Below are 19,837 nucleotides of genomic sequence, written 5' to 3' on the forward strand. Positions count from 1 at the left end.
AGATCTTTGGCAAAATGAGCAAGATTTGAGATCATCGGTGGGCTCCCACCGCTTTCAGAGCGGGGAAACCCGATGCGGGGACGGAGGAGGGAATCCCGGCAGCGTCGTCCGGCATGCCACGGGATTAAAATGCCCCACTTGTGCTGATCCGGTTCCGGAATCGACGTATCCGGTCTCTCGCAAAGACGCCAGGACGCAAAGCCTCGCAAAGGAATCCCCCTTTTCCGGTTCCGGCTTTGCGAGGCTTGGCGTCTTTGCGCCTTTGCGAGAGGTAAAGACCGCCTGTTTTTTTTCTGGAGCGTCCGGATGATCCGTGTCCATCCGTGTTCATCCGTGGTTTCTCTCCGGTTTATCCGGGTTGGGCTGTAGGTCCGGAGGATTTCTTGTCGGGGTCGGAATCGGAATCGGAATCGGTATCGGAATCGCAATCGCTGTCGCTGTCGCTGTCGCTGTCGCCATCGTTATCGCCATCGCTGTCGCCATCGCCATCGCCATCGCCCCCACCGCGCAGGCCGCCGGGGCGGCGCGGCCCCGACGCAACGACGGCGCTGACGGGGCCTGCGATACAAGCAGGCGCTTGAGCGGTCTTCCTTTGAGCGCTGGGCGACTGGGCGAGAGCCGAACCGGATCCGGGTCTCGCAAAGGCGCAAAGCCCGCAAAGAAAACCGCCTGGCCCCCGGATGCGGCCACGGGGCACGAAAGCTTACCTTCAACGGATCGCCGCGCCTTGGGGAAAGACCTTCCGGAAGCTCTCTCACAAAGGCACGGAGGCACGGAGAAGAGGCGTTTCCGATTTCGGTCAGCCGGCCAAACACCCGCTCCTTTCCCCTGTCTCCCGACGACGGCCTCCCGAGGGCTGTCGTTTCCCCCATCCTCCTGTCTTCTGAATTCTGGATTCTGGATTCTGAATTCTTCTTTCGTGTAGTTCATGGTTCTTTTCCCGGGTTATCCGGGTTAAACTCCAGGGTCGGATACCGGCAGGCTCGGGCTCGGGATCGTTGTAGCAGTCGTTATGAAAACGCAGGAGTGGAACCCGTGTACGGGTTGGACCTGTTCGTGATGATCGTTTTCGCCGTGTTCTATTACCGGGTCGGGGTGCTGGAGTACGGTTCGGGGATCGTCTGGGCGCTGCTGAGCGTCCTGCTCTCGCTCCTGATGACGAACCTTCTTGATGCAGGGGTGTGGCTCCTGGCTTTCTCCCAGCTGTCGATCGTTTTAGGCATGACCTTTTACAACGGTTTCCGGGGAAAGCCGCGGCGTCTCTGACGACGATCCGGGGAAACTCTGGACACCCACTGCCTGTCTGGTTGCTGAGTTAAAGGAGAGACTGAAGTTGAAATGAGAAAAGGTACTCTGTTAACTCAGGCCATTCTGTTTTTTATGATCACCACATCCTTCGCTCTCCCGGGGATTCAGCTTGACCTTTCCAGGAAGGTCGTTTTCACCGATGAAACGTTCGAAATCATCCTCCGGAACCCCGGCAGGTCACCGCTGCTTTTCTGTGCGGATTACAGCAGAAACTCTCTTTTACCCGATTGTCCAGGATTATGCGAGACTCCGCTATTCACGGTTCAATGGTGGATGTGGGCTGCCGGCGGGATGGTCCAGGGGAAGGTCGTCCCGCACGGGGACGCGACCGGTGCTCCGGCGGAGACGGCGACCGGGTTGATCGCCGCCACCGCGGACCAGGTCCGGGAATTGTTGGCCGGGAACGAAATCCCCCTTCCCGGGTACGTGTACGACCTCGCTCCGGACGGGCGGGTGGACGTCCTGGACCTGCTGGCCGCCGATGCCTATCCCTTGACGCGCTGGGTGATTTCCCCCTGCCTCAGCGCCGAGGTCCGGTCCCTTCCCCCGGCGCCGGACCCCGGAGCGTCAGGACGGGCCTGCCCCGCGTGGGGGGGCGCCGTCGAAGCCTTCCCGGCCGCCGAGCCCTCCCCGAACGTGGACGAGCCGCTCCGGGACCCGCTCCTGGACCAGGGCTTCAATTCCGGAGCGGAGAGCACGCCCTTCCAGCTCAACGTGGAAGGCCTCACCACCGGCGTGGACTCCGGGGTGGACCCCGTCGGCGACGTCGGACCGGGGCACTACATCCAGTCGATCAACACGTGGCGCGGGGCAGGCAATGAACCCGCCGTGGACGTCGGCATCTTCGACAAGCAAAGCGGGGAGCCCGTCCGGCCGCGGGTCTGCCTTCAGGATTTGTGGGAGAGCGTCGGGGGCTGCGGAGGCTACGGCGGTGCAAACATGATCGACCCGATCGTCCTCCACGACTCCCTGGCGGACCGGTGGGTGTTGGTCCAGTTCGCCCACGAGACCCCCTCCTACATCAGCCTTGCGGTCTCGGAAACGGCCGATCCCCTGGGGCGTTATCACCTGTACGCCATCGGTCCCCTCGATGTTCTCCCCGACTACGTCAAGGCGGGCGTCTGGGCCGATGCTTACTACCTGACGTCCCAGATCGAATGGGGATCGCCGGTCCGGTTCTGGGCGGTGGAGCGGGAGAAGGCCCTGCGGGGGGACCCGGCCCAGGTCCTCATGACGGAGCGCGACGAGAACCTGTCGCTTCCGGCCGACCTGGACGGCCCGCCGCCGCCGCCGGGTTCCCCGGGCTGGTTCGTCACCCTGATGGACGACCGGTACTGGTCGTACCGGGGGAGCCCCGGCCCCGACCGGCTTTCGGTGCGGTCCATGCGGGTTGACTGGGCCCGCTGGACGAGGACGAGGCTCTCCGATCCCCTGTCCGTCCCCACCGCCCCGTTTCGTTACATCCCTCCCGGCGACAGCGCCAAGCTGGTCCCGCAGTGGGAAAGCCCGACCCTGCTGGACGCCTGCTCGTCCGTTCCCATGTACCGTTTGCAGTATCGCAACTTCACCGACCACGAGACCCTGGTCGGCAATTTCACCGTGAGCGCGGCGGCCCCTCCCGAGCACCGCCACGTGCTGCGCTGGTTCGAACTGCGAAGAGACCCCGGCGGGGCATGGGGACTATACCAGGAAGGCACCTACGGGCCCAACGACTGGGCTTACCGCTTCTTCGGCAGCATCGCCATGAACGCCGACGGCGACATGGCCCTCGGTTACAGCATCGCTGCCAACGGGGTCCACACGACCTCCCGCTATGCCACACGATGTGCCGCCGACCCTCCGGGCACCTTCCGGAGAGAGGTGAACATCCACGAGGCCGAGATGAGCAAGACCGACATGCGCTCGAACTGGGCGGATTACTCGTGCCTTTCCGTGGACCCCGTCGACGACCGGTCCTTCTGGTATGTGAACATCTACCAGGACATGAACGAACAGCAGCTTCCGGTCGTTCACTCCCGGATTGTCCGGATCGCGCCGGCGACTCCGGGGGGGGCTCGCCGGCCGGGAGATCCCTCGGGTGAATCCGCTCGGAACGGTCAGTAGTCGATCTTCCGGGAAACCCGGTAGCCCTGGTCGTGCAGGCGCCCGGCGACGGTTTCCCGGTTCACCGTCGCCTTCAGGAGCGCGTCCAGTGAAGGGCGGAAGGGGTCCGAGGTCCCCAGGGCCCGGCGCAGGGACCCGATCCCCGACTCCACGTCCCGGGCCGCCGCGTCGGCCTGCTCGGACAGGGCGTCCAGGGCGCGCAGGCCCTCGGCGACGTCGGGGAGGTCGGCCGCCCCGCCGTCGAGCGCCTTCTGCACCAGGGTGCGGAGGGCCTGGGCCTCGAGACGGAATTGGCGGTTGAGGTCCGCGGCATCGTCGAGCAGGGGGAGCATGCGGTCGCGGGCCTTTTCCCGGTCGCCGGAATCCTCCGCCTTCTCCGCCTCCCGGGTCATCCGGCTCCAGGTCTTGCCATCCGACTCGTCCAGGTCGCCCAGGGCGTTGGCGGCGTCGATGACGTCCCGGACCGCGGCCAGGTAAGGCGGTTCGGGGGGTGTCTTGCGCTTCTTCGCGAAGAGGCCGGTGAGGCCCATGATCGCCCCCGCGGGGTTGACCCCCACGCTGACGGAGGACCCGCTCGTCCGGGTGGTGCTCCGGGTCAGCGTCCCCTGCGGCGTCTCGACCGTGGTGGTCTTCGACCGGGTGCTGCTCGAGGACCAGTCCTTCGAGTAGGTCCGGTCGACCGCGGCCTGGCGTGCGAAGAACCCGGCCACCGCGAGCGCCTTCGACTGGTGGTAAGGGTTTTCCGACTCCGCCAACCGGTTCCAGCCGGCGACGAACTCCAGGATGGCGCCCACGGCGGCGTGGTAGGCATCCTGGGCCTCGTTGGCCATCGCCTTCACCGCGTCGTCGTCCAGGTCGCCGCCGCCGAGGCGCGCGTCGATGCCCGCGAGTTTTTCACGGAGCTTGTCCCGCTCCTTCATCAGGGTCGGGAGGACTTCCCGCTGGTAGAGACGGTCCAGTTCCCGCTCGTCTTCCGCCCCGGCCGAGCGGAGTTTGACGGGGATTTTCCCGTCCGGTTCCAGCAGGCGGGTGGTCTGGTCGTCCCAGTTCACCAGGTCGAAGACGTAGGTTTTCTCTACGAAATCACCGCCGGCGACGGCCAGGGTGAAAAGGCCGACGGCCAGCCCGGCGGCGGCGAGGCAAACCCGGTACGGTTTCATGGTTCCTCCTCTCGGTGCGAGACAGTGTCGTCCGTCTTCAGTTTAACACGGTCCGCTCCTTTCCGGGAAGGAGGATGACCCCGTCAGGAGCGCCCCGGGGCTGTCGCGGAAATGGCTGCAGCCTGAACCCCCGGGGCCTCCCCGGTGGGGGGCGAGCCGCCGTTTCCCCGGCAACGGCTTGCGGGGACGGTGCGGGGTGGCGTATGATGCGGCTCGACAGGAATCGCCCTGCCCGGGGTCCGGGACGGGCGGCATAGGACGGATGGGGAGCATGGAACGCAGGCCTTCGACGGGTTCCGGGAAACACCAAATCACCGCTGCCGCGGCGCTCTTTGCCGGGGCCGTTGCGGTGCTGACGGTCAACGAGGTCGCGGCGGTCCCCGCGATCGCCCGTATCCAGGGCGCCCTGACGCTGGCGGGGCTCGCGGCGGTCCTGGCGGCGGCCCTCCTCTCCGCCCGTTGCGATGGCGCGCGCGCGGCCGGCGTCGCCGCGGAGTTCCGCCGCCCCCGGTTCCTCCTGCCGACGGCCTTCCTGGTCTGGCTTCTCCTGTCCCTGGCGGGAAGCGGTTTCTCCTCCGAGGCCCCTTCCACGCCCTGGGTGATGACGGCCCAGGTTGTCCTGTTCGGCGCGGCCTGCGTCTCGCTTCGCCCCGATCGGCCGGGTGCGGGGGGCGCCCTGCGGGCCGTCGTCCTCCTGGCGGGGGCCCTGGTGGCCTTCGAGGCGGTCTTCGGCGTGTTCCAGTTCGCGGTGGTCCGCTGGCGGGTCGGGGGGACCACGGCCAACGTCAACCACTTCGCCGGCCTCCTTGCCGTGGGGGCGCCCCTCCTGGCCGGGTTGGCCGCCGGGGCCTTCGGCGGCGGGTGGCGGCGTGTCGCGGGGGCGACGGCCCTCCCCCTCGCGGCGGCTTCCCTCGTCTTCTCGGGCTCCCGCGGGGCCCTGGCCGGGCTGCTGCTCGGGGCCGTCGCGGCCCTCGCCCTGCGGGCCCTCGCCCGGCGCCGTCGCCGGGCCGCCTTCGCCCTCCTCGCCCTCCTGGCGGCCGGACTGGGGCAGATGATCTTCCTGGGCGTCCGCTTCGCCGGGTACTACGCCCGGTACGCCGTGGGCCAGGACGCGGCCCGCCGGCTGCCGGGGGCCTTCGTGGGGAACACCGCCGCCGGGCCCGAGATGGGGCGTTTCTACGACTTCAACGCCGACGGGCGGCTGGACGCCCGGGACCTGGTCCTGGCCGAGGCGAAGGGCCGGTCGGTCCCGCCGGAGCTGGCGCGGGCTCGCGCCGTCCCGCTGAACCGGGGGTTTGCCGCCCTGCAGTGGCACCGGCTGAAAAACCTGCTGACCCTCCCGGACGACACGGCGGCCGTCCGCGTGTTCGGTTTCCAGGCCGCCGTGCAGCTGTTCCGGGAGCACCCCGTCCTGGGGGTCGGGCCCGGCAACTACACCCGCGCCGTCCCGCCCTTTCTGCCGCGGCCGGACGTGGCGGTGCTCCGTTACCACACCCACTGCCTCCCCACCCACCTGGCGGCGGAACTCGGCCTGCCGGGCCTGTTGTTCTGGTTGGCCGGGGTTGCCCTTTTCGTGGCGGGTTTCCACCGCGGGATGCGGGTGTCCCCGGGACCCTGGCGGGACCCGGTGTTCTGGCTGGGGGCCGCCCTCCTGGTGCTGCTGGCCGCCAACCTCCTGGACGTCAACGTCTTCTACCGGCCCCTCCGGTGGCAGCTCCCCCTCCTGGCCGCGGCGTTCGCCGCCTGCAGGTTCGAGATCACCGAGGAGGATCCGAGGGAGAAGACCACGCCATTGAAGAGGGAAACGCCCTTGAAGGCCGCGGAGTCCGAGCCGGGAATGCAGGCGTTTTAGCGGCTGCGTTCTTGCCAACATGTTGGCGTTTCCGGTTTCGGCTTCGCGGGCTTGGCGGCTTTGCGCCGTTGCGAGAGGTTGAGACCGCCTGCTTTTTTATTGCGGAGGATCCGGATGATCCGTGTCCATCCGTGTCCATCCGTGGTTTCCTTCCGGTTCATCCGGGTTGGGGGCAGGCGACGATCAGGCCGAAGGCCGCCACCGGATGAGAAAACGCCCGATCAAAGCCCCGGGAAGGCTCAGAAGGCCTCCCCGACACCCAGGATCAAGGCGTGGCCGTCCCGGGTGAAGGCCAGGTCCACCCGGAAGTTGAGCGGGTTCGTCTTGGACAGCCGGAAGCGCAGACCGCAGCCGTAGCTGGTCAGGATCCCCCTCGAGTCCAGGTCGGAAAGGCGCTCCCCCACCCCGCCCACCCCGGCGAAGGCCACCCCGCTCAGTCGCCACCAGAGTTCCCGGCGGAATTCCACCTGGGCGTCCATCAACAGCCGGTCATTGTACTTGCCAAAGGAGTAGCCGCGCAGGTCAGCCCCGCGCCCCATGGAACTCAAGGCGAAGAACGGCGGGTCCCCCGCGGCGTACCGGCCGAAGACGCGCCAGGCCAGGACCTGCCTGTCGCCGAGCTTGTGGTACTGATTGTAGGCGGCCTCGTAGATCGCGTAGTCGAAATCGCTGCCCCACCGGCGGTTGTAGAAGCTCCCCTCGACGTCCAGGAGCCGGCCGGACTTCGGGTAGAAGGTGTTGCTGCGGCTGTCGTACTGGAGGTGGAAGCCCAACATCGCCAGCTTCGCCTGCAGGGCGTTGGAGATGCGATCAACAAGGGGCTGCAGTTCGGGGGGGATCGTCTGCCCGGAGCGGAAGGTGGTGTCGATGGAAAGGTATTCCCCCGTCGGGCCCAGGTAAAGGTGGGGACGCAGGCGGAACAGGAATTCGCCGCTGACGATCCAGGCGCTCTGGCTCAGGGCCAGGTAGAGGTCCCGCGTGCCGGAGGGACCGGCCGCGTCGTTGTAGTAGTCCCAGTTGAGACGCCCCCCGCCGCCCGCCAGCCGGACGCGGAAGCGGTCCTCCTTCAGGTAGGCCTGCTGCACGATCCCCGCTCCCCAGGTCTTGTTCCGCGAATACGCCCCGCCCACGAAGGTGGTGGAGGGGGGCGAAACGGTGTCGCCCCGCCGGAGGGGGTAGATCAGGCCGGCGACCACCGCCAGGCCGGCGCCGGTGGTGGGGTTGGAAAAGGGGATGGGCGCCACCACGAAATCGATCCCGGGCGGGCGTTCTTCCGACCCTCCAGGCGGTTTCGGGGAGGGGGCGCCGGTGTCGAAGGGAACCTGGCTCGGGTTGGGGTTGAGCGCAATGGGGCGGTCCTGCCGGACCGGGAGCGGGTCCTTGCCGGCCGGCGCCGGGGCCTTGCCCGGGGGCTGCGGGGGGGGCACCGGCTCTTCGCCCGGCGGCGGGGCCGGCGGGGCCGGTTGGGCCTGCGTCGGCGGGTCCCCGGGTGGCGGTCCGCCGGGCCCGGTGTCCGCGCAGCGGGCCGGGGCCGGCAGGGCGAGGCAGATCACCCCGAGAACGAGAAGCATACAACGTTTGATTGATTGACGAGCGGAACGCTCCGGCCCCTGACTTCTCACGTTTCCTCCTCGAAGACCGCCTCGACCTTCCCCTTGCGGATCGCCTTCTCCAGGGCGGCATGGTCCTTTTCGTTCTGGTCGGCGTAGGCTGCGGAGAAGTCGGCGATCGCCCGGTCGAACGCGTCGCCGCGCCCCAGGTAGCCCGTGATCACCGCGGGGTCGCCGGCGCGGGCATGGCAGATTGCCAGCGCCCAGCCGCACCACTGGGCGTAGAGGTTCATCTCCGCCTTCCCGAAGGTCTCCACCGCGACGCTGATCTTGCAGTCCCGCAGCTGCCGGACGTAGAAGTGCCGCCCTTCGGTGCCGGCCATCCAGCCAAGGAAGATGTCGCTGGCCGGCTGCATGAGACGCTGGCCGTTCACCACCCGCTGCCCGTGGTTGGGGAAGACGCTGGGGCCCGCGAAGGCCTCCAGCACCGAGGCCCGCGCCTCCTTGACCTGGAGGAAGAGGGGGTCCCCCTCGCCGGCCTGCAGCAGGAGAATCCAGCAGGCGGTGCCCACGCTCCCCACGCCCACCACCTTGAGGGCGGCGTCTTTTACTTCGTAACGGTCCAGCAGCACCTGATAGGCCGGCGCCAGGGTCTGCCGGTACATGGCGAACGTCTCCGCGACCGCCGCGGCGACCTCCCCCGGCTTGTGACCCTCCGCGTGAAAGATCGTCGGGAGCTGGTCCCGGATGAAGGTCGCCGAACCCGCCGACTCCACCAGTTTGGGGAAGACGTTTTCGGCGATGCTCTTCGCCCGCTCTTTCTCCACGCGCTTGAGGGCCCGGCGGCGAAGCCCGTCGTCCGTGATGGTGGAAATCAGGGTGTTGGGATCCAGGGTCAGGTACCACAGGTCCAGCACCTTCATCGTGCTGAACTCCGCCATGCGTTTGCGGTAGGACCGGGCGCACCGGAGGGCCGCCTCCCGGGCCGCGGCCTCGGAAAGCCCGTTGTCGCGGCAGCCCACCACGAAACTGGCCGCGAGCCGCTTGACGTCCCACTCCCAGGGCGCCGGGAGGGTCTCGTCGAGGTCGTTGATGGAGAAGATGACCTGTCGCTCCGGGGTGGCGAACCCGCCGAAGTTGCACAGGTGCGCGTCCCCGCCGCACTGCACGCGGATTCCCGAGTTCGGCGTGTCGGCCAGGTCCGTGGCCATGTGCAGCGCCGCCCCCCGGTAAAAGGTGAAGGCCGAGCGGACCATGCGCCCGTGGCGCAGGGCAAGCAGTTCCGGAAGCCGCCCCGATTCCGCGGCCAGCACCAGGTCCACCGGGTCGGGCCGGCCGTCCGGCGCCTTCCACTTCGCGTGCGCATTGCGCGGGCATTTCTCCCGCAGGCTCTTTCCCAGGGCCAGGCGCTCCGCCCGGGACAGGTGGTGGGTCAGCGAGGGCGCTGGTCGGGAGACTCCCATTATTCGACCGTGTTCGGACACTTTCCTTTTCATGACAACTCCCTTCCTGTATAGGCTTTTCGTTGAAACTCACACTGAATTCTTCTCAGCCCGGAACCACCGGCGATCGTTCCTCAAAAATCCAGGCGCCGAACAAGCTACCGGTAAAGGGCCCGGATCCCGAAAGGATCGCCGGAAATTGTCCCGATCCCGAAGGGGTCTCCGGCAGTTGCCCGGATCCCGAAGGGATCGACCGTGAATAGCCACGGGCGCCGCGCCCGTGGTGAACCGCATTCGGCAAAGAACAATGACCCTGAAGGGGTCGAACAACCGGTAAAAGACCCAGGCGAGATCGATAATCCCGTAGGGATTCCATGTTTGTAGCAACGGCGCTCCCGGTTGACCTGAACCCTGTAGGGGTTCCATGTTCTTTTGTGTCTTCGTTTCTTGTCATTCAGATTGTCCCTCGAAACATGGAACCCCGATGGGGTTCTCCTTTCACCTAAGCGTTCTCGTTCCGTCTTTGTCGTGTGGGCGACCCCTCCGGGGTCGTTCACCCCTAAAACACCCGGCCCTCCGTGGGCGCGGCGCCCACGGCTATTCACGGGTGTCCCCTTCGGTGATGGGAAGGAATTTCCCCGGGTGTGGGGCTTGCGGCTATGCACGGTCGACCCCTCCGGGGGCATTGCCCGGGGCGGAACGACCGTCCGTGAGCGGCGCCGGTCTCAGGTTGGAAAAAAGGATCCAGACGCTGACCAGGAGCACCCACAGCGGGAACACCAGGGGGGCCCAGTAGAGGTACCCGACGCTCAGGAGCAGCAACAGCGCCAGCGCGTAACCGAGAACGGCGATCCATCGCGGGAAGAGCCCAAGGCGGATCGCCAGCGTGCACGTGGTGATCATGAACACCCCGGCCATCTTCAAGGCATAAACATTGACGACGTGGTAGGCCGCGAGGCGGCCGAACGCGTAGAGGCCCGCATCCGGCAGACGTCCCGGGGCCGCCCCGTAGAGCATGATGAGGCCGCCTGCCAGGGCCGCGGCGGTGAACATCATGGCCAGGAACAGCAGGCCGCTGCCCAGGAACACGGTGGCGAAGAAACGGTCCTCGGAGGCCCCCATCCGGTCGCGCAACACGCCGATGAACCACAGGAAGGCGATCCCGGCGAAGGGCAACAGGTTCAGGGCCAAATTCACCGTCTGCCAGTTTCCGGAGAGCCAGGCGCCCGCATCCCGCGGTTCGTGCGGAACGGAGGAGCGGATGAGCGCCAGGCTGGTCACGAGCAGCACGGCGAAGACGATCCCGGCGACGGCGCCGGCCCGCGGCGCCCGCCATCCGGCCCGGGTAAGGGTTGCTTCGGGTTCCATCATGACCTCCGTTTCCATGTTGCGTTTTCTCCGTGCCTCTGCGCCTCCGTGTGAGATCCATCCCGGATTTCTCTCACCAAGGCACGAAGGCACGGAGAAGAAGCGTCTCCGATCCCTGTGAACAGGCCAAACACCTTCTCCGTCCCCTGCTTCCTGACTGTCGACTTACCGCCCTGACTTCTGCCGTCAGGATTCGGACTTCTTCGTTCGTGTATTCCGTGTGCGCCGCGGCCATTCGCGCGAGCGCCGCCGCGCTCGGGGAGGACCGCAGAGAAGGGCGGCAGCGGTAACGAAAGATCCCGTTCACGATTGTTCCCTCTCGCCGCTCGATCCGCGGGTTCGCTTCATCCTTCCTCCTGGGGCAGCGGGGATAGGCAGTCGCCTGCCGGGCTACTCCTCGACGATATTCTTCTTATTCGACTTCGGTCCCATGATCTCGAGGTCGATGTCATCCGAAGCGAGGTCCTCGCTGTTCACGGTGCGGTAGAACTCGTTGTTGTCCATGAGGAAGAAGTGCGTGGCGTAGCGGTTGGGCTGCGGCTGCCGCCAGTCGGGGTAGCGTTCGCGAAAACGCCGCAGGTCCTCGGGCGAGCCTTTTACCGCCTTCAGGAAGGCGCGGCGCATCTCGGCGAACGCCGCGGTTTCCCTCGCGTTCTTCTCGCCGATGAAGGCCGGGTCGCGCGGCGTCAGCAGGATGATGACGGCCGATTCGCTCTCCAGGAGGGTTTTCTTCGAAAAGAAATACCTGAGGAGCGGGATGTCCATCAGGACCGGGACGCCTCCCCGCTCCAGATCCCTCTCCCGCTGGTTGAGACCGCTCAGGATGAGGGTCCTGCCGAGGGGGAGGACCGCCTCGCTGGTGACCGAGATCTTGTCGAAGGAATTCGGCCCGTCCGACTTTGCGGCAATGGCCGAGAGCGCGCTGGTGCGATTCGCCTCGATCGCTACCCGGACCAGCGGGACGCCGTTGGGCCCCGGCGTGCGCAGAAGGGTCGGCGTGACGAGGAGCGAGGTCCCGAAGGGGTACGGCTTGATGTCGCCGCTGTTGATCCCGGAAACCTCATAGACCAGTTCGCCGCCGACGAGAAAGCGGGCGGGCGTGCCGGAAAGCGTCGTGAGGTGCGGCCGGGCGAGGACGGCGACCTTTTCTTCCGAGGCGTTGGCGATGTTGACGACGTAATCCACCGACGCGCTGAAGATCCACCCCTGCTGGGAAAGGCCCGTCACCACCCCGGTCACGTCCGGCGGCGCGGAATAGCCGGTCCCGGGGTGCAGGTGGTCGGACGCGAAGTAGTTGAAATTCATGTTGACGGCGTCGAGCAGGTTGAAGCCTTCGCTCCGGTTTTTCAGCTTTTTCAGGGTGAAGATCACCGCGTCGATCTCGATCAGGCGGTGGGGGTCCCCGGCGTCGTCGGTGGTCAGGTTCAAAACCTCCGGAAACCGGGTGCCGCCCCCCGCCGCCCCGGCCTTCCCCTTGTCCGGGGTTTCCGCCGGCTTGCCGAGGACCCGGTCCAGCAGCAAGCGCTCCCTCGGGTTGCTCGTCCACCCGGTCAGGGTGAGCCGGCCGCCCCGCCGCTCGACCTTCACCCAGGGCAGGTCCCGGATCAACTCCCGGAGGTCCTCGGCTTCCCGGTCCTCGCCCGCGCCCTCCGCCGGGGTCCCGGCCGCCGGCGACGGCGCGGGTGCGAGCGCCTGGGCGGGGGCGTCGGCGGTCGGCCACGTCGGGGACGGCGCCGGCGCGCCCCCCGCGCCCGGGGCCGCCGTTGCCGCACGACCCGGCCGAAGCGCTTCCAGGCGATGCCGATACGCGGCGGCCGTGTCCGGAAGACCCGCCGCCTCGGCCAGGAGCCGGAGGTTCTCGAGCGCGACGGCATTGGACGGGTCCAGGCTCGACGCCTCCTCGTAGGTGGCGATGGTCAACTCCGGGAGCCCGGCCTGGTAATAGGCCTTGGCCAGGTTGTTCCAGGACGGGGCATGCCCGGGACGGACCGACACGGCGTTCTCGAGCAGGCGGGCGGCAACGAGCCACTCGCCCCGGGCCAGGAGCAGGGTCCCCAGGTTGTAGAGCGCCTCCGGGTGGGTGGTGTCGGACATCAGCGCCCGCTGGAAGGCCACCGCCGCCTGGTCGTGGACGCCCTTGCTCTCCAGGAGGCAGCCGAACAGGAAATGCGCCTTGGCGTCCAACGGGTTGTCGCGGAGCGCCAGCCTGACCTCCTGGGCGGCTTTTTCGGGGTTGCCCGCCCGGAGGGCGGCCCGCGCGGCCTGGTAGTGATCGGGGGACGGGGTGGCCGGGGCGGCGGGGGGTGGGGGGGCCTGTGCCGCCCAGGCCGCCGTCGTCGCCGCCAGCCACAGGGCCATAAGCAGGGAGACCGCCCGCGCCCGGCGCGGGCGGGTCGGCCCGCCGCGGCGGGGAACGCGCGGTCCGCAACGCAAGGCCTTGTCGTTCGTGCTTCTCATCCGGTCCCTCTCCCGTCGGAACAGCCGGGAGGAGCAGGGGCGGCGTCCCGCGATCAATCCCTGCTCCTCACCGGTTCATCGACCTTCATTTAACTTCCTCGATTTCGCCCGGCCGCCAGGTCTTGTCGAACCAGGGTTGGAGGGGGCCGTAAAGGCGAAATAGGACATTCCACCCCTTTCCGGGGATGGTCTGAACCCAGTTGTGCTCTTTGCCGGCGGGGGCTTTGGGCCCGAAATAGACATCCACCGAACTGTCCGGATTGACCAGGATCCCCTTGGTCTGACTGCTGACAGCCGGCCACGTTTGGTCAGTCTGGAGCATCGAGCGGGTCTGGTTGTCGTAAAGGATCACTGACCAGAAGTTGGCCACCGGGATATTGGGAGGCAGGTGAAGCTTGTAGTTCTTGCCCCCGTCGAGAGGGTTGCCTTTGGAGTCGATGAAGGCCGCCATATACTGCGACCCTTGTCCGACCAACTTGGAATCCATGGCCGGTGTTACGCCGGTGGCATAGAAGAAGAAGGACGAGTAGGCATCGAGAATGAGCGCATCGTTGTCCTGGAACTTGTACCCGCCGATGAAACCGCCTCGCCAGGCGCTGTTCGGGTAGTAATAGGCGTCCTTGAGCTGGCGCATCCGGAACGTGATGGCTCGCGCGGTCGCGTCTCCCACGGCGGCGGCTTCGGTCAGGATTTTCTTCATCCGGGCGTCGGGAGCGAACGGCCTTCCCTTCTGAATTCCAACGGAAGCGAAGAATCCCGACGTGACCGGGTCGATCGATCCCGTCGGCTCCTCCTGCACCACCTGGTTGAGATACTCCCAGAACGTGTAGTCCGCCGGGGCCACGGTGCAGAAATCCCTGCCCGAAACGTTGATGAAATTCAATGCCGGGGGATTGCCGGCTTGAGACAACGGGTAGATCTTCGTGAACTTCTTCACCAGGTCCACCCCCGGTTTCGGGTCGCCGTCGACCAGAAAGGTGCGCCAGGGGACCCAGGCACTGAACGTTTCCAGGCGCACGACATAGTAACCTTCCGGGACCTCGCCTTTGTAACCGGGCGGCAGCAACAGGTACTTGCCGCCCTGGCCCTTGTCGGGTCCGCTGAAGCCCAGGTCGGTGACAAAGCGATACCACATGTCGTCGATCGCCCCGAGGACTTTGGGCGGGACTTCGAGAACCAGCGGACCGTTGTGCAGGTCGACCCAGAACCAGGTGTAAGGCGTGTTGTTGTTCGGGGTGAGGAAGATCGACCGCGCGTTCATCAGTTCCTCGAAGATCGGAATGGTCGTATTGGCCGGTCCCAGCTTGAGAATCTCATTGCGATTCGCCACTTGGCTCACCGGCGCCAGACCGAGCAGGTAAGCCTGCACGGCGCGCTGGAAATCCAGGTTGTCGTAGAGCTTGGACACGGTGGCGTCGTCCGGGAAGCCGTCGAAGAACCGGAGGGTCCCCAGGCGGGTCTCCACCTGGTCCGGTGAGGCGATGCCCGGCGGGAGGGTGGTCGTCATCTTCATCCGGGGGGGTTCCGCCCCCGCCGGCAACACGAGAAACCCGGCGACGAGGGTTGCCAGGACCGCGCTACGCAAACCGTTCTTTTTCATGATTTCTCCTTGAGTTACAGTGTCGTCGTCCAGGGGCCGCCCCGGGTGGGGCGGCCCGCGGGTTCGCTCAGTCCGACGCCGCCTTTTTCCGGGCGACTTCCGCGCGGGCCCTGTCCTCGGCGGCCTTGTCGGCGGTCGGCATGGGGGTCAGTTCGACGGTGACCTTGCCGATCTTGCCGGTGAAGCGGTAGGGGGCCGGGACCCCGTAGTCCTCGACGACGGGCGTCTCCCCGTCCTCGCCCACGTCGGCGCCCTCGTCGCCCGAGAAAATCATGGGCTGGGTGCGTTCGATCCGCCCCTCGGCCACTTTCTTCCCGTTGACGAGGAGCGTCCCCAGGCCGCCCTTGGCCAGCCCGCCGCCGTCGTAGGCGAACTCGAAGCGAACCGTGACCTTCCCGGCGGGCAGGGGCTCCGCGCTCGCGACGGTGAAACGCTGCAGTCCCAGGAAATTGTAGGTGTAGGTCGGCTTGCCGTCCTTGAGGTAGAGGCTCCAGCCGCCGAAGCGGCCGGCCTGGGCCAGGATGACGCCGGCGGCGCCGCCCTTCGGGACCTCGACTTCAGCCGTGAGGGTGTAGGAACGGTTCTTGATGTTGAGGAACACGTTCTCGGTCATCCCGACCATCCCCTCGTAGACCGTGAGGGAGGTGCGCCCGCCCATCAGGTCGGGCCGCCCCGCAATGGCCGGGTTTATCCGCTCGGCGCCGCGGTCGTCGATGGGCAGCACGCGGTACTTCTCCGCCTCCCGCAGGAACAGGGCCTGCAGCTCCTTGAGCTTGTCCGGGTTGGCGGCCGCCAGGTCGTTGGACAGGCTGAAGTCGGCGCGGGTGTCGTAGAGTTCCCAAATGTCCTGGGTGAGCGGCCCCCGGACTTGTGTAGCCCAGGGCTCGCGGTGGATCGTTCCCGCCAGCCAGCCGTCGGAGTAGACGGCCCGGTTGCCGAACATCTCGAAATACTGGGTGGTGTGACGGTCGGCCGCCTTGACGTCGTTGAACGAGTAGAGCATGCTCACGCCCTCGATGGGCGTCTGGGGAAGGCCGTCCACCGTTCTCGGCTGCGGCAGGCCAGCGGCTTCCAGGATCGTGGGGACGACGTCGATGACGTGGTGCCACTGGGTGCGGACTTCCCCTTTCCCCTTGACCCCGTTCGGCCAGTGGATGACCAGCCCGTTGCGGGTGCCGCCGTAGCTCGACGCCACCTGCTTGGTCCAGGCGAAGGGCGAGTCCCCCGCCACGGCCCAGCCCGCGGCGCAGTGGTTGTAGGTGGTGGGGCCGCCCAGTTCGTCGTAGTGCTTGAGGATGTCCTGGACCGTCTCCTGGACCCCGTTGAAATAGCTCATCTCGTTGAACACGCCATTCATCCCGCCCTCGGCGCTGGCGCCGTTGTCGCCGAGGATGTAGAAGACCAGCGTGTTGTCGAGCTGGCCCAGGTCCCCGAGGGCGTCCACCAGCCGGCCGATCTCCGCGTCGGTGTACTCGGCGAAGCCGGCGAACACTTCCATCTGGCGGGTGAAGAGCTTCTTCTCGTCCGCGCTCAGCTTGTCCCAGTCCTTGATGGCCGGGGGCTTCGGGGCGAGCTTCGTGCCCGGGGGCACCACCCCCAGGGCGATCTGGCGCTCGAGGGTCTCCTCCCGCAGCTTGTCCCAGCCCTGGTCGAATTTCCCCTTGTACTTGGCGATCCACTCCGCCGGGACGTGGTGCGGGGCGTGGGTGGCGCCCGGGGCGAAGTAGATGAAGAAGGGCTTGTCGGGCGTCAGGGACTTCACCGAGCGCACCCATCTGATGGCCTGGTCGGCCATGTCGGTCATGAAGTGGTAGCCGGGGGTGGTGGGCGTTTCGATCTTGGTCATGCCGTCATAGATGGCCGGCGACCACTGGTTGGTTTCCCCGCCCATGAAGCCGTAGAACTTGTCGAAACCGCAGCGGGTCGGCCAGCGGTCGGTGGGCCCCGACGGGCTGACTTCCCAGGCGGCGGTCTCGTGGTTCTTCCCGAACATGGCGGTGGTGTAGCCGTTGTAGCGCAGCATGGCGGCGACGGGGGTCACGCTCATGGGCCGTTGCCCGGTGTTGCCGGGGTAAGCCGTGGCGGTCTCCGTGATGGAGCCCATGTTGTTGGTGTGGTGGTTCCGCCCGGTCATCAGGGCCACCCGGGTGGGCGCGCTCAGGGCCGTCGTGTGGAACTGGTTGTAGCGAAGGCCGGCCTGGGCCAGGTGCTCCGCGGTGGGCATGTGGATGGGCCCGCCGAAGGCGCTGGAATGGCCGAAGCCCATGTCGTCGACGAGGACGATGAGGATGTTGGGGGCGCCGGCGGGCGCCTTCACCTCGAAGCGGGACGGCGGCGGCGGTGCGTTGCGGACGTCCAGCACGTTGCTGAGCGGGACCTTGGGCTCGGGGATGGGCAGCGCCGTGCGGTCCATGCCGGTCTGGGCGACGCCCGAGGCGGCGCACGCCGTCCCCAGCGCGACGCGGAACACGTTTCGTGCGGCTGAATGAATCATTGGGTACCTCCATCAGGCGGGTTTCACCCGCTGGAAAATTCGAGCAGAATTCAGAATCCAGAATTCAGAATCCAGAAGGCGGATCCCGAAGGAATCGCCCGTGAATAGCCGGGGGCGCCGCGCCCCCGGGAGCGAACCCCCCCGTCCCTGCCGGAGGCCCGAAGGGAGTCCATCGCCCGGGGGGCGAGGGTACGGGCGGGGAGGTTCACTTCTTCCCTCCCGCCGGGAACAACAGGACCAGTTTGAGGCGCAGGAACCACTTCGACCCGCTGCTCTCCGGGGTCACGGCGTTGTAGAACACGGCCGCGCTCCCGTTCACCGGGACCTTGCCCAGTTTGAAGATCTTGCCGAAGCCGCCCCCGAAGGGCACCGTCCACTTCTCCCCCTCGGCGGCCTCCCAGTTGGCGGTGATGATGGGCGCGGAGGCCAGGTACCACCCGTCCTTCAGGTTGTAGTTGATGAAGTACTGGAACTGGAGCTGGTTGACGTCGGGACGCCCTTCCTGGCCGCCCACGGACCACAGGTTGCTCGCCAGCACGCCGATCACCCAGTGCCCCGACATCGTCAGGGCGACGACGGTGGGCCCCAGCCCCCACTTCCCCTGGGAGATCAGCGGGTCCGTGCCCGAGGGGAACTGAATGATGGGCCCGGCGCCCCAGATGAGCTTCCCCGGCCGGGCGGGCGACAGGAAGAAGCTGGTCTGGATGTCGCCCACCCCGCCGGTGCTGCCCGTGGGCGCCCAGACGTCCGGCTGGTACGTCACGGGGATGATGGTGCGGGTGATGAGGTTCCAGTTCTCGCTCAGCCGGAAGGGGATGACCGGCTGGAAGTTCATGTCGTACTGGGTCCGGTCGTACGGCCCCGCGCCGAAGTTGACGGTGTTCTGGAAGGGAAAGCTGATCATACCGGCCACGGGGTTCTGGGCTGCCCGGGCCAGCTCCGTCTTGTCCCCCTCCTGGGCCTGGGCGGCCCCGGCCAGGAAGAATAGAGCCAATGCCACGATTAAAAAGAAGCGATGAAATCGCATTCGACAGTCCCCTTGTTGATTAACTCTCTCTCAGAACCCGGTTTTCCCTGCGGAATATTCCAGATGTCTTTCGCATTCAATGGGGAGTCGGACCTTTGGCTGCGGGTAACCGATGTCCCCGTGGAATCGCCGAGCAGCGAGGCCCGAAGGGCCGGCGAGAAAATAGCCGGGGGCGAGTCCGCGAGCCCCCGGAACCGCGCCCCAAGATCCCTCCGGAGGCCCGAAGGGCCGGCGAGGGGGATCCGGCAAATAACCTCGACCGGCAGGCGAGAAAACCGCGCTCGCCAGAGGTGCCTCTGACCGGCCCTTCGGTCCTCCGGAGATTTTGGGACGGGCTCCGGACCGGGGGCTCGAGGACTCGCCCCCGGCTATTCTCTGGTCGGCCCTTCGGGCCTCAGGGCCTGGAGAACCAGGTCCCAAGGGGCGCCGGAGGTCTTTGTAATGTCCTGAATCCGTGCTCATCCGTGTTCATCCGTGGTTCATGAATGTCCTGTCTCCGTGTTCATCCGTGGTTCATGAGTGTCCTGAACCCATGCTAGAACCGGAACGCCATCCCCACCACCGGGCCCTGGCTGACCACGTCGTACTTGAACGCGTCCGCCGGCTGGACGAGGGCCCCGTCCACGTAGTTCTTCTCGTAGTTGGTGTACATCAGCCGGTAGCCGAGGCCCAGCCACGCCCGCTTCCCCACCCGGTACTGGAGGGTCGGGAAACAGTCCACGACGATCTTGGCGCCGGCCCCGAACCCGGCCAGGTTGAAGCCCAGGTTGAACAGGAGCTTCTCGCCGAGGGGCTGGTTCCAGTTGATGCCCACCAGGGGGTCCACCCACTGCTTCTTCATGCTCAGTTTGGTGTTGGCCGGGATGAGGGGGGGGCGCGCGTCGAAGAACAGGACGTCCCCCGTGATGACGTTCCACCGGACGCCGAACATCAGGTCCAGCCGCTCGTTCAGTTCCCGGATGCCCACGAAGCTGTAGGCGCCCTGGCTGGTGTCGAAGTTGGTGTGGGGGGTCTCCTGGTACGTGCCCAGGTTCATGTAGATGATGTCCGACGCGAAGCCCCACTTGCCCTTCTTGGCCTGGAAGTAGCCGTTGAACCCCATCTTCAGCTTGGAGAAGATGTCCGACGCCGACACGTCGATGGTCGTTTCGACGCCCCGGACGCCGACGGTGCCGTTCATGAACGCGCCCAGCAGGTACGGGGCCACCATGATCTCCCAGTCGTCGTCGGCCGGCCGGGCGGCGACGGGGGAGGCGGCGGCGACCAGGGCCACGGCCAGGACGATCAGTGAGATTGCGCGGGATTTGGTATTCAAGATCAGGTCCTCCTTGAACGTGAGTTTTCATCCGAAGCGGTAGCTCGAAGACTCGCTACCGCACTCCTGTACATTGTAATCAGGACGAGGAAGCAAGTGGCTGCGGGGAGCACCACCGCACTCCCGTTTCGCAAAGAACTCTCTTTGGACCTGTGCCCCCG

Annotated in this window: 12 protein-coding genes; 3 read left to right on the top strand and 9 right to left on the bottom strand. The window is 66.7% G+C overall.

Annotation, left to right across the window (positions count from 1 at the left end; genetic code table 11):
- The first annotated feature begins 1,035 nt into the window (after positions 1-1,035).
- Entirely contained in the window at positions 1,036-1,266 is a 231-nt protein-coding gene (locus KA419_19835) for a hypothetical protein (protein MBP7868187.1), read from the top strand.
- A gap of 315 nt (positions 1,267-1,581) precedes the next feature.
- Entirely contained in the window at positions 1,582-3,411 is a 1,830-nt protein-coding gene (locus tag KA419_19840; protein MBP7868188.1) for a hypothetical protein, read from the top strand.
- Here KA419_19840 and KA419_19845 read toward each other — a convergent pair.
- On the bottom strand, positions 3,405-4,571 hold the full coding sequence (locus KA419_19845; protein ID MBP7868189.1) for a hypothetical protein: 1,167 nt from the start codon (positions 4,569-4,571) through the stop codon (positions 3,405-3,407). The genes KA419_19840 and KA419_19845 overlap by 7 nt on opposite strands.
- Before the next feature lie 271 nt (positions 4,572-4,842).
- On the opposite strand from KA419_19845, the gene KA419_19850 reads away from it, so the two are divergent.
- On the top strand, positions 4,843-6,423 hold the full coding sequence (locus KA419_19850; protein ID MBP7868190.1) for an O-antigen ligase family protein: 1,581 nt from the start codon (positions 4,843-4,845) through the stop codon (positions 6,421-6,423).
- Between the two features lie 239 nt (positions 6,424-6,662).
- On the opposite strand, the gene KA419_19855 is transcribed toward KA419_19850, so the two are convergent.
- The 8 genes from KA419_19855 to KA419_19890 all read right to left on the bottom strand — a co-directional run bounded on the left by KA419_19855 (position 6,663) and on the right by KA419_19890 (position 19,676).
- Positions 6,663-7,994, bottom strand: a complete 1,332-nt coding sequence (locus KA419_19855) for a BamA/TamA family outer membrane protein (protein ID MBP7868191.1) — start codon at positions 7,992-7,994, stop codon at positions 6,663-6,665.
- A gap of 47 nt (positions 7,995-8,041) precedes the next feature.
- Positions 8,042-9,436 (bottom strand): DUF2252 domain-containing protein, encoded by a 1,395-nt coding sequence (locus KA419_19860; GenBank protein ID MBP7868192.1) that lies wholly within the window; start codon positions 9,434-9,436, stop codon positions 8,042-8,044.
- Positions 9,437-10,072: 636 nt separating this feature from the next.
- On the bottom strand, positions 10,073-10,786 hold the full coding sequence (locus KA419_19865) for a hypothetical protein (GenBank protein MBP7868193.1): 714 nt from the start codon (positions 10,784-10,786) through the stop codon (positions 10,073-10,075).
- A 387-nt stretch (positions 10,787-11,173) separates the two neighbouring features.
- On the bottom strand, positions 11,174-13,240 hold the full coding sequence (locus KA419_19870) for a tetratricopeptide repeat protein (GenBank protein ID MBP7868194.1): 2,067 nt from the start codon (positions 13,238-13,240) through the stop codon (positions 11,174-11,176).
- Between the two features lie 85 nt (positions 13,241-13,325).
- Positions 13,326-14,840, bottom strand: coding sequence for a DUF1254 domain-containing protein (locus KA419_19875; protein ID MBP7868195.1), 1,515 nt, complete (start codon positions 14,838-14,840; stop codon positions 13,326-13,328).
- Between the two features lie 67 nt (positions 14,841-14,907).
- The gene (locus KA419_19880; GenBank protein ID MBP7868196.1) at positions 14,908-17,334 is read right to left on the bottom strand and encodes an arylsulfatase; all 2,427 of its coding nucleotides are present in this window, start codon (positions 17,332-17,334) and stop codon (positions 14,908-14,910) included.
- A gap of 205 nt (positions 17,335-17,539) precedes the next feature.
- Positions 17,540-18,328, bottom strand: coding sequence for a neuromedin U (locus tag KA419_19885; protein MBP7868197.1), 789 nt, complete (start codon positions 18,326-18,328; stop codon positions 17,540-17,542).
- A gap of 568 nt (positions 18,329-18,896) precedes the next feature.
- Positions 18,897-19,676, bottom strand: coding sequence for a hypothetical protein (locus KA419_19890; protein MBP7868198.1), 780 nt, complete (start codon positions 19,674-19,676; stop codon positions 18,897-18,899).
- Positions 19,677-19,837: the final 161 nt, after the last annotated feature.

This window comes from Acidobacteriota bacterium, from assembly GCA_018001935.1.
Lineage (GTDB): Bacteria > Acidobacteriota > JAAYUB01 > JAAYUB01 > JAAYUB01 > JAGNHB01.